Annotated in this window: 13 protein-coding genes; 3 read left to right on the forward strand and 10 right to left on the reverse strand. The window is 66.2% G+C overall.

Going from position 1 to position 15,520, the window contains the following annotated elements:
* Position 1: 1 nt before the first annotated feature.
* Together ML401_RS11525 and ML401_RS11530 are read left to right on the forward strand one after the other, a co-directional pair.
* Positions 2–1,717, forward strand: a complete 1,716-nt coding sequence (locus ML401_RS11525; RefSeq protein WP_285811999.1) for a S8 family serine peptidase — start codon at positions 2–4, stop codon at positions 1,715–1,717.
* Between the two features lie 525 nt (positions 1,718–2,242).
* Positions 2,243–2,995, forward strand: a complete 753-nt coding sequence (locus ML401_RS11530) for a TIGR03809 family protein (protein ID WP_285812660.1) — start codon at positions 2,243–2,245, stop codon at positions 2,993–2,995.
* 134 nt (positions 2,996–3,129) lie between these two features.
* Here ML401_RS11530 and ML401_RS11535 read toward each other — a convergent pair whose 3' ends face one another.
* From ML401_RS11535 to ML401_RS11560, 6 genes are all read right to left on the reverse strand, one after another.
* Positions 3,130–4,500: a TIGR03808 family TAT-translocated repetitive protein gene (locus tag ML401_RS11535; RefSeq protein WP_211417672.1), complete on the reverse strand. Its 1,371-nt coding sequence runs from the start codon at positions 4,498–4,500 to the stop codon at positions 3,130–3,132.
* A 75-nt stretch (positions 4,501–4,575) separates the two neighbouring features.
* A complete protein-coding gene (locus tag ML401_RS11540) occupies positions 4,576–5,241 on the reverse strand; it encodes a pyroglutamyl-peptidase I (protein WP_194407129.1) in 666 nt (221 codons plus the stop codon).
* A complete protein-coding gene (gene meaB / locus ML401_RS11545) occupies positions 5,238–6,227 on the reverse strand; it encodes a methylmalonyl Co-A mutase-associated GTPase MeaB (protein ID WP_285812000.1) in 990 nt (329 codons plus the stop codon). Before meaB ends, ML401_RS11540 begins: the two co-directional genes overlap by 4 nt.
* Before the next feature lie 51 nt (positions 6,228–6,278).
* Positions 6,279–7,790 carry a tripartite tricarboxylate transporter permease gene (locus tag ML401_RS11550; RefSeq protein WP_194407131.1) on the reverse strand — a complete coding sequence of 504 codons (1,512 nt, stop codon included), beginning with the start codon at positions 7,788–7,790 and terminating at the stop codon, positions 6,279–6,281.
* Positions 7,791–7,796: 6 nt separating this feature from the next.
* Positions 7,797–8,288: a tripartite tricarboxylate transporter TctB family protein gene (locus tag ML401_RS11555; protein WP_211417668.1), complete on the reverse strand. Its 492-nt coding sequence runs from the start codon at positions 8,286–8,288 to the stop codon at positions 7,797–7,799.
* 173 nt (positions 8,289–8,461) lie between these two features.
* The gene (locus ML401_RS11560) at positions 8,462–9,454 is read right to left on the reverse strand and encodes a tripartite tricarboxylate transporter substrate binding protein (protein ID WP_194407133.1); all 993 of its coding nucleotides are present in this window, start codon (positions 9,452–9,454) and stop codon (positions 8,462–8,464) included.
* Positions 9,455–9,670: 216 nt separating this feature from the next.
* On the opposite strand from ML401_RS11560, the gene ML401_RS11565 reads away from it, so the two are divergent.
* Complete coding sequence (locus ML401_RS11565; protein WP_285812001.1) at positions 9,671–10,150, forward strand: SRPBCC family protein; 480 nt, start codon at positions 9,671–9,673, stop codon at positions 10,148–10,150.
* Positions 10,151–10,157: 7 nt separating this feature from the next.
* On the opposite strand, the gene ML401_RS11570 is transcribed toward ML401_RS11565, so the two are convergent.
* From ML401_RS11570 to ML401_RS11585, 4 genes are read right to left on the reverse strand one after another with little or no spacing between them, the layout of a single operon-like run.
* Entirely contained in the window at positions 10,158–10,925 is a 768-nt protein-coding gene (locus tag ML401_RS11570) for an RsiV family protein (RefSeq protein ID WP_285812661.1), read from the reverse strand.
* Positions 10,926–10,983: 58 nt separating this feature from the next.
* Positions 10,984–13,140 (reverse strand): methylmalonyl-CoA mutase, encoded by a 2,157-nt coding sequence (scpA, locus tag ML401_RS11575; RefSeq protein WP_212067203.1) that lies wholly within the window; start codon positions 13,138–13,140, stop codon positions 10,984–10,986.
* 16 nt (positions 13,141–13,156) lie between these two features.
* Positions 13,157–13,621, reverse strand: a complete 465-nt coding sequence (locus ML401_RS11580; RefSeq protein WP_140478053.1) for a GFA family protein — start codon at positions 13,619–13,621, stop codon at positions 13,157–13,159.
* Positions 13,618–15,489, reverse strand: a complete 1,872-nt coding sequence (locus ML401_RS11585) for a methylmalonyl-CoA mutase family protein (RefSeq protein WP_285812002.1) — start codon at positions 15,487–15,489, stop codon at positions 13,618–13,620. Before ML401_RS11585 ends, ML401_RS11580 begins: the two co-directional genes overlap by 4 nt.
* Between the last annotated feature and the right edge of the window lie 31 nt (positions 15,490–15,520).

Consider the following 15,520-nt stretch of genomic DNA (forward strand, 5'->3'; position numbering starts at 1 on the left):
GATGACGGGCAAATCCGAGAGCAGGGTGCGCGCCGGGGCCTACGCTTCATCGGTCGGCGCTGCGCTTCTGATCGCCGCCTGTCTCGGCGTCGAGGTTGCACAGGCGCAGGCGATCATGCGCACGCCCACGATCAGCGTGCCCTCCCGAACGCCGACCATCTCCACGAACATCACCCCGCGGGTCAGTCCCAATATCGCCGCGCGCGCGGTCAGCGTCGGCCGCGGCCCGCGGACGATGGCCACCATTCCCCACACCACGACGTCCCGCATCCGGCCGACGACGACGGTGCTGCCCTATGCGCACTACTCGCCGAACCTGTACCCGGCCTGCACCGCGCCTTATCGCGATGCCGATGGCGAATGCCTGGCGCAGCCGAATGCAGGCGGCGGTGGCTCAGCCAAATCCGGCAAGAAGAGCGCCGGCAAGGGCCGGGGCGATGCCACGCCAAGCGCCGCCAATCTGCGCAGCTTCGCCAACGAATTCGTGGCGGAGATCGACGGCACGCTGTCGCCTGGCGACACCGACGCGCTTGCCCGCCGGCACGGCCTGACGCGCGTCTCCTCGGAGAATTTCCCGCTGATCGGGGCGACGTTCGGCCTGTTCCGCATCACGGACGGCCGACCGTACGAGACCGTGAAACGCGAATTCGCGGCCGACGGCAGTGTCCGCTCGGTCCAGCCGAACTTCCGGTACGTGCTTCAGGACCAGAAATCGACGACGCAGAGCGAGGGCGACCCGGCGCAATATGCCCTGGCCAAGCTCCGCCTACCGCAGGCGCATACGCTGGCGCACGGCGCCAACGTCACGGTGGCCGTGATCGACTCCGGCATCGACGCCAAGCATCCCGAGCTTGCCGATTCCGTCTCCGACAATTTCGATGCGCTCGGCAGCGCCGAGGGGCCGCACGTCCACGGCACCGGCATCGCCGGCGCGATCGTGGCGCATGCCCGCCTGATGGGCAGCGCGCCCGAGGCGCGCATCATCGCGATCCGTGCCTTTGGCGGTGCCAATGGCGGCGCCGAAAGCTCGTCCTACATCATCCTGCGCTCGCTGAATTACGCCGCCGAGCACGGCGCGCAGATCGTCAATATGAGCTTTGCCGGTCCAAAGGACGCGGTGATCGAGCGCGCCATCGCGGCGACCGCCGCGCGCGGCCTCGTGCTGATTGCGGCCGCCGGCAATGCCGGCGCGAAATCGCCGCCGCTCTATCCGGCGGCCAATCCCAACGTGATCGCGGTCAGCGCGACCGACCAGCAGGACAGGCTGTTCACCGCGTCCAACCGTGGCAATTACATCGCCGTCGCAGCGCCCGGGGTCGACATCTTCCTGCCGGCGCCGGACGGCAAATACCAGATGACCTCGGGAACCTCGTTCTCGGCCGCCTATGTCTCCGGCGTCGCGGCGTTGCTGCTCGAGCGCAACTACGCCCTGAAGCCGGAAGCGTTGCGCATGACGCTTTCGAAGACTGCGCGCGACCTCGGCTCGCCCGGGCGTGACGAGCTGTTCGGCGACGGGCAGGCCGATGCCTTTGCCGCGGTCATGGCCGTCCCCGCCGACAACGCGACGCCGGTCGCGGCTGCGTCCGGTACAACAAAACGTGAAGATGCCGGCAAGCGTCGCGACGAGCCTAATAGCCGCGCGATCGAACAACCCTCGCTGTCGAGCGCGGATGATAAAGCCACGGTTTCTCAGGCGGATAGGCCGGCGACGCGCTAGCGGCTGCGGCAAAGCTGCGCGGCAGAGCGAAGCTCAAAAAAGCGAACCCCGCGTTGAACGTTCAGCCCGCTGCCACGACCAAATTATGTGGGAGCGGTCATCCCTCCCCATCAGTCATATCAGGCGCGAGCGCCCATCCACCCCAAGCGCCCATATGGCTCGACCCGTCCGGTTGTCCCCCCGGACGGGTCTTTTCTTTTTGGGCGTCCGATTTTGTGAAACTCGGTATGCGTTCAGCTTTCGGTTGAAAGGTCGCGTCGGCATTCCGGCCGCCGCTCGAGCAACACGCCGCAAGCCCGCTATGCTTGTGCGAAGCTTGACTCGAAAACGCAGTAAATCTCCGCACGACTACGGAGTTTGGCGACGCGCGGGGTGTCGTTGCTGGACAAGTCAAAACTTTTCCACAAAATATTCATGTCGCTTCTAAATTGATTCGTGTGCGTTGCGTCCCCGCGTCCGTGTTCTCTCCTGACGGGCTGGTCTATGACACTTCGCCAAGAATCTAACGGCGCGTCTATTCGCGCCGTGGCCGGCGGCCGCGACGTCGCGGCGCGCTGGTGCGCTCTCGCCGAGCAGCGGCTGCAGCATCTCTCCGAAATGATCGAGACCGGCCGCTGGCGCCGTTATCATTCCGAGATCGCATTCCTCGAAAACATCCAGGAAGCCAAGCGCGCTGTCCAGACCTGGCGCGCGCTCGCAACCGGCGGGGACGTCGCGGAGGCGGCCGCGAGCGTGACGCCGGCATTCGGTTGGTCGCCGGCGACCATGCCCCGCGTATTTCCGCGTGAGCAGCAGGCGCAGGCCGTGCAGCCCAAGACCCTGCAGCCCAAGACCCTGCAGCCAAAGGCCGTCCATATCGCCTCCGAGACCGCCGTGCCGGTCAGGCTTGATCCCAAGCCGAACGTTCTTGCCGAAATCACCGAAGCCCCGCTCGCGCCGCTCGCCGCGCCCGCAGCGTTGGCGTCATTTACCGCGCCGGCCGAGGTGCCACCGCTCAGGGCTCCCGCTGCGAGGGCCCCGCTCACCGCACCCGCCGTGAGGTCACCGCTCGACACGCCCGCCGCAATGGCTCAGTTCACCGCGCCGGACGTGAAGCCGCCGCTGGCGGTACCTGCCGCGAAGCCGCCCAGGGCCGCGCCTGCCGCGATGGCGGCGCTCTTGCCGCAATTCACCCCGCCGGCCGAGGAAATCGTCGCAGCCCCCGAGCGCGTCGTCGAATTCACCTTCAGCCTCGACGGCCTGGAAGCCAAGTACCCGCTGCTGCGGAACGCGTTCTAAGAGACGCTCAGCAAGGGATTGCATCCGTCATCCCCGCGCAACCGCGAAGCGGTTGTCGCTGGAGGGTGCGAGGCATGGACGCAACGCGTCCCATGGGGAGGCTCGAAGGATGAACGGCCGGCTGTCAGCCGCGCCTACCTTCGGACCGCATTTCCACCGAGCACCACCTGCGCAAATCGCTGCGCGCCCTCTGCCGACAGATCCGAGGTCACGGCACGCGCGTGATCGAGGCCGACGACGGCGCCGCGCGGAGTCTCCGAGATCATGTTGTTGTTGACGAGCGCAATGCCGGCGCCCGGCACGATGGAGACGCCGATTCCGGCCAGGGCCTTGCGGATCACGTTGCCTGTGATCGCGACGTCGCGCAGATATTTGCCCCAGCCGGCGACGATGCCGTAGGACGGCGCGTTCTCGATCACGTTCCCGGTCACGGACGAATCCGCCTCGATATAGATGCCGACGCCGGCATCGTCATCCGGCGCGGTGCCGATCGGCCGCTTCGGAATCAGATTGCGGATGATGTTGCCCTGGACCACCGCGATGCGGCCGCCCTCGTTGAAATTGCAGACGGAGACGCCGACGGCCGCGCCATCCACAATGTTGTTGGCGATCACCGCGGCTTCGAACGCGAACTCGGAATAAAGCGCGACCTCGCGCACGTCGCTGACGCTGTTGCCTGATATTTGGATGTTCGAGGCGGAGTTGCCGCGCACGGCGGAGTAATCACAGTTTTTGATGCGATTGCCGCGCACGATCACGTTGCCGGCGCGGAAAGCATTGATGGCGTTGCCGTACTGGCCGGAGCCGCCGGGGCCCGCCTTGATGTTCTCGATGCGGTTATCGGTGACCAGCGTGCCGTCATCGCCGATCGCGGTGCGCAGGATCTCGATGCCGTTGTCATTGGTGCCGAGAATCGTGTTGCGGGAGACGTTGAGGCCCTTGGCATCGAACGACACCACCGCCGTCACCGCGATGTCGGTGAAGATATTGCCGGCGATCTCGCCGGACACCTGCTCGAGCCAGATGCCGCTGCCGCCCGATCTCGTGACCTCGCAATCGGTGATGCGGACGTCGCGGCCGCCCAGAACATGGATCAGCCCGCGCCGCGTCGGCAGCGGGATGCCGGCGCCGTCGAAGGTGAGGCCGGTGAGGCCGATCGCATCGGAGCCGTCGCTCTGGATCGCCGAAGCTCCACCGGTGAAGATGAGTTTCGTTGCGCCGCGCACGCCGATCAATTGTGCGCCGTTCGGCAACCGCAGCAGCCCGCTGCGATAAATGCCGGGCGGCAGCGCCAGCGGCATCTGCGCTCGCGCCGCCTCGTCAATCGCACGCTGCAGCGCGCGGGTCTGATCTTCGCTGCTGCCGGGCCGCACGCCGTATTGCGTGGCATCGCGGCCGAGCAGGGACGCCAGCGGCGCCGCGCGCGCGGCGTCGGCCGGCATGGCCAGCGCACCGGCGATGCCGGCAGTGGAAGCTCCGATGAGGTGGCGGCGATTGAGGTCCATGACGCGTCCTCCGCGCGGATTAGGTAGCGCAGGGCGGACGCGGGCGCGGGGATTGTTCGCGGTAGGGTTAAACGTTTACCGCGGCGGAGGCGCCAGCGTGTTCCGTCGCTTCCTTGCCAACCCCACCATTTCCATCAGCATGGCCTCGCCGGCATCAACGAGTTCCTCCAGCGTAATCCGGGCTGCGCCCTTCCGTCGCACCGCGCCGCTGCGCCCAAGCAGGGGGATGTGGATGAACGCCGCAAGCTGCGGACCACCGGCCTTGACGTTCTCGATCGCGCGCCAGCTCAAATAGTTGCAGAGATAGGCGCCGGCATCGCGCGAGGACCGTGCGTCGATGCCGGTAAGGCGCGCGGCGCGCAGCAGCCTTGCCGTGTGCGGGCCGAACGCCATGGCGTCCGCGGTGCCTGTGATGCCGCGCTTGCTCGAACGGGTGTTGGCGGCATCGGGCCAGAGCATGGTGACGGCGTTGCGCGCGCGGGTCTCGATGCGCAGGTAAGGCGTGCGTGCGGCGAGGCCGAACATCAACAGCGCATCCGGCCTCACCTTCGCGAGCGCGTCAGGCAATTGCCGGTCGACCGCGGCGTAGGTGACCGGGAAGATGTGGCTGAACAGCTCGACATCGTCGAGCGCTGGCCGACGCAATTGCGCGAGCCGCGCCACCAGCGGCTGGGTCGGGTTGTAGGGCGCGCCGGGAAACGGCCCGAAGCCGGTGAGGAGAACGCGGAGCCTGTCGCTCATTGCAGCAACTCCAAAATCTGCTCGGCGGCGAGGGCCGGGGTGAGGAGGCCTTCGGCGACTTCAGTCTCGATCTTCTTCACCTTGGTGCGAACCGATGCCTCGCTGCGCAGCCGCGCCAGCATGCGTTGCTCCAGCATCGACCACATCCATTTCACCTGCTGCTCGCGACGCCGCGCGGCGAACTCGCCGGAGGCATTCATCGCCTTGCGGTGGTCGAGGACCTTCTGCCAGAGCTTTGCGATGCCGTCGCCGGTCAGCGCCGAATAGGTCTCGACCGGAGGATGCCAATGTTCGGAGCGGGGGCTGAGAATGTGCAGCGCGCCGCGATAGTCGGCGGCCGTGACCTTGGCGCGCTTGAGATTGTCGCCGTCGGCCTTGTTGATCGCGATCATGTCGGCGAGCTCGACCAGGCCCTTCTTGATGCCCTGCAATTCGTCGCCGCCGCCCGGCAGCATCAGCGCAAGGAAGAAGTCCGTCATGTCACAGACCGCGGTCTCGGACTGGCCGATGCCGACGGTCTCGACCAGCACGACGCCAAAGCCGGCCGCCTCGCACAGCAGCATCGCCTCGCGCGTCTTGGCCGCGACGCCGCCGAGCGTGCCCGAGGACGGCGAGGGTCGGATGAAAGCATCATTCGAGGCCGACAGCTGCGCCATCCGCGTCTTGTCACCGAGGATCGAGCCGCCGCTGCGCGCCGAGGACGGATCGACCGCGAGCACTGCGACCTTGTGGCCCTGTTCGATGAGATACGTGCCGAGCGCATCGATGGTGGTGGATTTTCCGACGCCGGGCGATCCCGTGATGCCGACGCGGAATGCCTTGCCGGTGTCCGGCAGCAGCATCTGCACCAGCTCGCGCGCCAGCGCCTGATGGTCGCCGCGCCGGCTCTCCACCAGCGTGATGGCGCGGGCAAGGGCCGCGCGGCTGCCGGCGCGGAGCTCCTTGGCGAGGGATTTGATGTCGAGCGAGGCCTTCTTCTCAGTCATGCCCTGCTTTACAACGCCGATTCGGGGCAGGCGAGGGCCGCCCGCCTCAAATCACCTGCTTGTTGCTGCGGCGGCTTGCGCCGGTTTCACCTTGCGCCAGGCCCAGACCATCACCGGCCAGAGCAGGGCGCCGATCGCCATCGACGCGAGGATGGCCGCGACGGGCCGCTCGAAGAACGGCAGGATACTGCCGTCGGACTTGATCAGCGACGTGACAAAGGCCTGCTCGACCATGGTGCCCATGACGATGCCGAGCACCATGGCGGCCACGGGATAGCCGTTCGCTTCCATGACATAGCCGATCACGCCGAAGGCGGCGACGGTGACGACGCCGAACATGTTGTTGCCGATCGCGAACGAGCCGACCGCACAGCACAGCATGATGATCGGCATGATGGCCGCGCGCGGCGCCAGCAGGATGTAGGCGGCGACCCGGATCATGGCGATGCCGAGCGGGATCATCAGGATGTTCGCGATGATGAACATCAGATAGATCGCGTACATGCTCGACGCTTTCTCGGTGAACAGCGTCGGGCCGGGATTGAGACCCTTCATGTAGAGGACGCCGATCGCGATCGCGGCGATGGTGTCGCCGGGGATGCCGAACAGCAGCGAGGGCACCCAGCCGGAGGCAATGCTGGCATTGTTGCTGGCACCGGCCTCGACCAGGCCTTCGACATGGCCGGTGCCGAACTTTTCCGGCTCCTTGGAGAAGCGCTTCGACATTGCGTAGGACACCCAGGCGGCCATGTCGGCGCCGGCGCCCGGCAGCACGCCGATGATGATGCCGACGATGTTCCCGCGCGTCATCTGCCAGTGATACTGCTTGGTCAGCTTCCACTGTCCCGCCATGATGCTTCCGAATTTTCGTCGTGGCAGGGGCGGCGGTTCCGGCGTCAGCATCGCGCGCATCACCTGCGCCACCGCGAACACGCCGACCAGCGCCGGGATCGGCTCGATGCCGCCGAACAGATCGGTGAGGCCGAAAGTGAAGCGTGGGACGCCGCCGGGATTCTCGATGCCGACGCAGGAGACGAGCAGGCCGATGAACATGCCGGCGATCGCCTTCACCGGCGAGGAGCGGGCCACCAGCGTGGCGCACATCAGGCCGAGCAGCGCCAGCCAGAAATATTCGAAGGTCGAGAACGACAGCGCGATCTCGGCGAGCGGTGGCGCCAGGATCATCAGCGACAGTACGCCGGCGATGCCGCCGACGGCGGAGAACCACACGCCGGCGCCGAGCGCGAGCTCGGCCTGGCCCTTGCGCGTCATGGCGTAGGCTTCATCGGCATAGGCAGCGGAGGCTGGCGTGCCGGGAATACGCAAGAGCGCGCCGGGAATGTCGCCCGAGAAGATCGCCATCGAGGAGGCCGCGACGATGGTCGCGATCGCCGCGATCGGCGACAGGTAGAAGGTGACGGGGACGAGCAGGGCGGTCGCCATCGTCGCCGACAGGCCTGGCAGCGAGCCGATCACGAGGCCGTACACGGAGGCTGCGACCATCGCGATGATGACCTCCCAGGTGGAGATCAAGGCGAACGCTTCAATCAGGGTCTTGAGCATGGAGAATTACCAGGGCGTCGGCAGCAGGCCGGCAGGAAGCGGCACACGCAGCAACTTGCCGAAGATGAGGTGGATGGCGAATGGCGAGAGCGCGGCGAGCGGCAGCGCCAGCTTCCACTTGGCCCCGAGCGCGGTCGAGGTGACATAGACCATGATCGCCGCGGTGATGATGAAGCCGAGCCGGTCGGCGGCAAATACGTAGAACAGCAGCAGCGCCGGCGGCAGCAACGCGCGCAGGCCGTATAGCTTGCTCTGCGGCGGCGGAGCTGCGGCCTGGCCGTCCTCCAGCGGGATCAGCTCTTCCTCTTCCTCGAAGGAGTGGCCGATCCCGAACACGATCGCGAGCCCGCACAGTGCGAGCCCGCTGCCGATCACCAGCGGAAACACGTTGGGGCCGACCGGCTGGCCCGGCACCGGCGGCAGGATATAGCCGCCATAGGCGGCCGCAGCGCCGAGTGCGACGAGAAACGATCCCGTGATGGAGTCGGGAAGACGCATGGAGAGAAGTCCTGTGAGAGAAGTTCTCTCTCTCCCCGTATGCGGGGAGAGAGTGGGGTGAGGGGAGTCTCCGCGACAACGGTGAGAGTTGGACTCGTGGAAGCTCCCCCTCACCCGCATTCGAGCGAAGCTCGAGTTCGACCTCTCCCCGCAAGCGGGGCGAGGTGAAAAAATCAAGCCTTGCTGAGGCCCGCCGCCTTCATCGCCTCGCCCATCTGGGCGTCGCCCTTGTCCATGAAGCCCGCGAACTGGGTTGCATCGCCCCATACGGTGCCGAAGCCGCGGTTGCTCATGAAGTCCTTGAATTCGGCGGACTCGTAGACCTTCTTCAGCGCCGCGGTGAGCTTGGTTGCGATCTCCGGCGGCAGGCCCTTCGGTGCGCCGATGCCGCGCCAGGCGCCGGTAGCGTAGTCGATGCCCATCGCCTCCTTCAGCGTCGGCACGTCCTTGAAGACCGGATTGCGTGCGGGCGCCATGATGGCGAGGCTCCTGGCCTTGCCGGCCTCGATGATGGCGCGCGCCTCCGGAACCGAGCAGGTGGTGAGATCGAGGCCGCCGGCGGCGAGATCCTGCATCGCGGGCGCGGCGCCGTTCGACGGCACCCAGGCAACCTGGTTGGCGGGCAGGCCCATCGCCTGCATCCAGCCGACCAGCGCCAGATGCCAGATGCCGCCCTGGCCGGTGCCCGAAGCCTTGAACTTGCCGGGAGGGGCGGCCTTGATCGCCTCGGCGAGCTCCTTGACCGTCTTGTAGGGCGAGGAGGACGAGACCTGGATGCCCGGGGGATCCTCGTTCATCAGGGCCAGCGGCGTGTAGCTCTTCGGCGTCAGCTCGGTGAGGCCCTGCCAGTGCATCATCGAGATTTCGACGGTGAGCATGCCGATGGTGTAGCCATCGGGCTGCGCGGTCGCGATCGCGCTATGGCCGACCACGCCGGAGCCGCCGGTGCGGTTGACCACGTTGAAGGGCTGGCCGAGGTCCTTTTCCAGCAGCGCAGCGACGATGCGCGCGGTGGCATCGGTGCCGCCGCCGGCGCCCCAGGGCACGATCACGGTGACCGGACGGGCCGGATAGGCTTGTGCGAGTGCCGGCTTGAACCCGAAAGCGGCGGATGCCGCGACGGCGGCGGTCGAAGCCGCAAAGGTGCGGCGCGAAATCTTGGACATTGAATGCCTCCCAGCGGCGCCCGTGACGTCGGGCGCTCTTGTCAATGACGACATTCTAGTCGGCTTTGCAGCGCCGCCGCAAGGTAGCGCTACCAACGAGATCGACATGTTGTGTGAAAACCGCATGCCCATCGGATGTGCAATCGGAAATCGGGTGGGTTTTGTCTGCGCGCTCCACCAACCTGAGCGCGTAACGAAAGCCGAAGGCAAGTAACGATGACCCAAGCCTATTACAGCGCCGTGCTGGACCGCCCGCTGGACCAAGTCTGGTCGCTGATCCGCGATTTCAACAATTATCCCGCCTATATCGATGGCGTCAGCGAGAGTGTGATCGAAGACGACAAGCGCGGCGATGAAGTCGGCGCCGTCAGGCGCTTCTGCTATCTCGGAAACTGGATCCGCCAGCGCCTGGTCGATCATTCGGACCGCAAGCACACCCTGACCTATGCGGGCCTCGAAGCGCTGCCCTATCCGCAAGATGACGGACGTCAGGCGCCGGCACCGACACGCTATCAAGGCACCATGCATCTGCGCCCGATCACCGAGGGCGACCGCACCCTCATCGAATGGTCGGTCGCCCTCGAGACCGAGCCCGCGGACGCCGATCGCTGGCAGGCCCTGTTTGCGTCCTGGATTCCGGATTGGACGGATTCACTTGCGCGGACGTTGGCGCGGACCCAACCGCGATCCGGTTAGCGATCGCTCACGGCTCGTCCGCATCGCCCTTCGGCCGCGCGCCGCCGAAGATGCGGGTGCCTTCCGCCGCCAGGTAAGGCTTCAGCGTCTCCCACGGCACGAAGGCGACATACTCGCCTTCGGCATAGGGGCCGACGGCGTAGGGCGGATAGTGGAAGGTGAGGCCGGAGCTCTTGCCCGCCACGGTCGAGGGCGCGAGCGTCACCGCACCGATCTTGAGCAGGCTCGGTTTCAGCTCCTTGAACCATTCGTCGGTTGCGGTCTCGCCGGCGTCGCGCTTCTTCTTCTCGGCCTTCAGCGAGGTGATGATGGCCTTCACCATCGCCTTCATGGTCGCGCCGTTGTCGGCGGTCTCGGTGAAGAAGGGGCGGATCGAGATGCGCTTGTTGTCCACCTTGTCCCACAGGATCGTGTTCACGTCCGAATTGGGATGCGCGCCGCGAGTGTTCATGTAGTCGTCGCGCAGGATGCTGACATAGCGATCGGCGACGACGGAGCGGATTGAGTATTTGCGCTCGAAATCCCAGCCGCCGTCTTTAAAGAACTGCGGATCGGCCTTGCGCGTGGCGGCAGCTTCGGCCGCGTTCTTGTCGAGCCACTTTTTGCCTTCGGCGAGGCAGTCCGCCGCCAGTGCCGCATCCGCCTTGATCTTGTCGTCGAGGAAGAGGCGCGCCTCGATGCTCTTGGTCTTGATGACGGTGTCGGGCTTGGGGTCGGCGGCGTGGGTGGGATCGAACAGCGCGCTGCAAACCGCGGCAACAGCGAGCGCGCGCATGAAACCTGGCGCGAGAAACATCACGCAAACCTTTCTTGCCGGAAAATAGACGGCGAAGCTACTCCGCCGCCTCGCTATGGCCGAGCCGGGCGTTCAGCTTGCGGATCAGTTCCTCGGCGGCCTCCGCGATCACCGTGCCCGGCGGGAAGATGGCTTCCGCGCCTGCGGCATAGAGCGCATCGTAATCCTGCGGCGGCACCACGCCGCCGACGATGATCATGATGTCGTCGCGGCCCTGCTTCTTCAGCGCGGCCTTCAGCTCCGGCACGGCGGTCAGATGGGCGGCGGCGAGCGAGGAGACGCCGAGGATGTGCACGTCGTTCTCGACCGCCTGCCGGGCGGCCTCGTCCGCGGTGGCAAACAGCGGCCCGATGTCGACGTCGAAGCCGATATCGGCAAACGCGGACGCAATCACCTTCTGGCCGCGGTCGTGGCCGTCCTGGCCGATCTTGGCGACCAGGATGCGCGGGCGGCGGCCTTCGGCCTCCTCGAAGGCGTCGATCAGCGCCTGTACCTTCTCGACCTGGTTGCCCATGCTGGACGCCTCCCGCTTGTAGACGCCGGTGATGGATTTGATCTCGGCGCGGTGCCGGCCGAACACCTTCTCCATCGCGTCGGAAATTTCGCCGACGGTCGCCTTGGCCCGCGCAGCATCAATCGCGAGCGCCAGCAGATTGCCGTTGCCCTCGCCGGCCGAACGCGTGATCGCGGCGAGCGCGGCATCGACGTCCTTCTGGTTGCGCTCGGATTTCAGCCGCGTCAGCTTGTCGATCTGCAGGCGCCGGACGTTGGAATTGTCGACCTTCAGGATCTCGATCTTGTCCTCGTCGGTCGGCTTGTACTTGTTGACGCCGATCACCGCCTGCTTGCCGGCGTCGATGCGGGCCTGGGTCTTGGCGGAGGCTTCCTCGATGCGCAGCTTCGGCAGACCGGCCTCGATCGCCTTTGCCATGCCGCCGAGCTCCTCGACCTCCTGGATATGGCTCCAGGCCTTGGCCGCGAGGTCGCGGGTGAGACGCTCGACATAATAAGAGCCGCCCCAGGGATCGATGATCCGCGTCGTGCCGCTCTCCTGCTGCAGGAACAGCTGGGTGTTGCGGGCGATGCGCGCCGAGAAATCGGTCGGCAGCGCCAGCGCTTCGTCGAGCGCGTTGGTGTGCAGCGACTGGGTGTGGCCTTGCGTCGCCGCCATCGCCTCGACGGTGGTGCGCATCACGTTGTTGAAGACATCCTGCGCGGTCAGCGACCAGCCCGAGGTCTGGCTATGCGTGCGCAGCGACAGCGAGCGCGGATCCTTCGGGTTGAAGGGTTTCAGGAGCTTCGCCCAGAGCAGCCGCGCGGCGCGCAGTTTTGCCACTTCCATGAAGAAGTTCATGCCGATGGCCCAGAAGAACGACAGGCGCGGCGCGAAGCGGTCGACATCCAAGCCAGCGGCAAGTCCGGCGCGCAGATATTCGACGCCGTCCGCGAGCGTATAGGCGAGCTCGAGGTCCTGCGTCGCACCGGCCTCCTGCATGTGATAGCCGGAGATCGAGATCGAATTGTACTTCGGCATCTTCTGCGAGGTGTACGCAAAGATGTCCGAGATGATCCGCATCGAGGGCGCGGGCGGATAGATGTAGGTGTTGCGTACCATGAACTCTTTCAGAATGTCGTTCTGAATGGTGCCCGACAGCTTCTCCGGCGGCACGCCCTGTTCTTCGGCCGCCGCGACATACAGCGCGAGGATCGGCAGCACCGCGCCGTTCATGGTCATGGACACGCTCATCTGGTCGAGCGGAATGCCCGCAAACAGCGTGCGCATGTCGTAGATGGAATCGATGGCGACACCAGCCATGCCGACGTCGCCGCCGACGCGCGGATGGTCGGAGTCATAGCCGCGATGGGTCGCGAGGTCGAAGGCGACCGAGAGGCCCTTCTGTCCGGCAGCGAGGTTGCGGCGGTAGAACGCGTTGGAATCTTCCGCCGTGGAGAAGCCGGCATATTGCCTGACCGTCCAGGGCTGGTTGACATACATGGTCGGATAGGGACCGCGCAGATAGGGCGCGATGCCCGGATAGGTCTCGAGGAAGTCGAGGCCCGCAAGATCGGCTTCGCCATAAGCGGGCTTCACCAGGATTCCCTCGGGCGTCAGCCACGGCTCGGCGCTCCCCGCGGGCGCGGCGGTGGTAGCCCTTTCGAAGGCGATGTCGGCAAAATTCGGAATGCGGCTCATGGCTTCAACCATATCATCAATCATGATCCGGATGCTGATGGCTGACGATGGTCGCCATCTTCTCCGGTCCGTAATTCTGTTGCGTGGTCTGGCTCGGCAGATTGGCGATGCCGACCACCCAGCCGAGGCGGGATTCGGTGCCGAACTGCCGGGTCGGGATCACCCGGTCGGGGCGGTCGAAGGCGCCGGTCATGATCTCGATGCGGTCGCCGTCGATCCGGCCGAAACTCAGCGGGGTGCCGCAGGCGGCGCAGAAGCCGCGTTCGGCAATGGTGGAGGAGCGGAAGAAGGACGGCTGCCCCTTGGTCCAGGTGAAATCGGTCTTGTTGATGTCGGCAAAGGAGGCGAACGGCGCGCCGGCCGCCTTCTGGCACATGCGGCAGTGGCAGATCGAGACCCGGTTCGGCGCCGTCGTGACGCCGAAGCGCACCGCCCCGCATTGGCAGCCGCCGGTGAGAACGGGTTTAGAGGTGTCGGTCATGGCTGCTCCATCCGTCGATAGGCGTCTTGCAGCGTGGCAAGCGCATCGCCTCCGGCGAAGACAAAGCCCGTGACGCCGGCGGCCCGCAGCGTCGCCTCGGCATCAGCAGGGCGACCCGCCAGATAGATATGTCGCGCGCCCGTGGTTTGCAGGGCCTTGGCCGCGGCTTCGGCGTGTTCCGCATAGACCTTGTCGCTGGAACACAGGCAGGCCAGCTCGGCGCCGGAAGCCTTGAAGGCGGCGGTAAGCTTCGCTGGATCGACAAAGCCTTCGCTGCCCGTGGCCTCGATGCCGCCGGCCTCGAAGAAGCTTTTGGCAAAGGTCGCGCGCGCCGTGAAATCGGCGGGCGTGCCGAGGTTGGCCAAAAATACTTTTGGCCGCGTCCCGCGCGCCTTCAGCATCGCATCGGATTTGTCGCGCAGTGCCTCAAACGGTTCCGCGAGCCGGATCGGCGGCAGCGGATCGAATTTATACTTCTGCTCGCCATAGGGGGCGAGCGCGACCGGCGTGGCCTTCAGGACGGTGGCTTCGCTTTCATGCAGGTTTGGAAACTCGCTGGCGCCGGTGAGCACGTCGCGGCGTTTTGCGATGTTGGTGTCGCGCGCCTTGCGCGCGGCCACGACCTTGCTCTGGAACAGGCCTTGCTGAAGCGCGGCAAAAGCGCCGCCGGCCTTCTCGCTCTCCTGGAACAGGGCCCAGGCGGCTTCGCAAAGCTGCGCGGTCAGCGTCTCGATGCCGCCGGCGCCCGCTGCGGGATCGCTGACCTTGGCGAGATTGCTTTCTTCCAGCAGCAAAAGCTGCGTGTTGCGCGCCACGCGGCGCGCGAACGGATCGGGCAGCCCGAGCGCCAGCGTATGCGGCAGCACGGTGATCGCGTTGGCGCCGGCGAGCCCGGCGGCAAACGTCGCGATGGTCGCGCGCAGCATGTTCACGTAGGGATCGCGCTGCGTCAGCATGCGCCAGGCCGTATCGGCAGCGATGAACAGCGGCTTCGGCGTCAGCCCGCAGGCCTGCTCGATGCGCGCCCAGAGCAGCCGCAGCGCGCGGAATTTGGCCATGGTCAGGAACTGGTCCGCGTCGGCGGAGAGCCGCGCGTAGACCATGCCTTGCGCGGCTTCCAGCGGAATACCGGCGCCTTCGATCGCGCGCAGATAAGCGATGCCGCAAGCGAGCACGAAGGCGAGCTCCTGGACCTCGGAGCCGCCGGCATCGTGGATCACGCGTCCGTCGGCGGAGGCGAACGGTCCCTTGAAGCCGAGCCCGGCGAGGCCCTTGATGGCACCCGTGATCGCGGGAGCGATCTCTTCCCACGTGTAAGGGCTGTGGCCCCACACCGCGCCGGCCGCGAGCGGGTCGAGCCCGAAGCGAATGTTGCAGGCCGCGGGATCGAGGCCCTGGGTCTTCACATATTCCGCGACATGGATCGCCGCCATCCGCGACTGCGGACCGATCTGAAGCTCTAGGCCGATGCCGGCATCGAGATGAATGTCCTTCAGGACCTTTGCGACCGCGTCGGCCGAAGGTTCCAGCCCGAAACCGTAAGCGCCGTTTGCGCCGGCGAACACCAGCGCGAGCCCGGTCGCGCCGTTCTCCAGATCCTGCAAGGCCTGCGCATTGGCAAGCGCCGCATCGGGATGGTCGATCCGCTGGATGATTTGCCAGGGCGCGGCCGCAGCCCGTCCCGCCACGGGCGCGACACCCTTGGCGCGCGGATAGAGGGGATCGATCTTGAGTCCGTCATAGGTCTTGCCGACCAGTTTCTCGAACGGCGCGCCCTTCAGCACGCCATCGACCAGCTTGCGCCAGTCCTCGACGGTCGCCTTGGGAAAATCCGCCGCCAGCGGCAGGTCGTCAGTCACGGAGGTCATGCGGCGAAGGGCTCCCAAACGTCTTGTTATT

Source organism: Bradyrhizobium sp. 62B, assembly GCF_030272265.2.
Classification (GTDB): Bacteria; Pseudomonadota; Alphaproteobacteria; order Rhizobiales; family Xanthobacteraceae; genus Bradyrhizobium.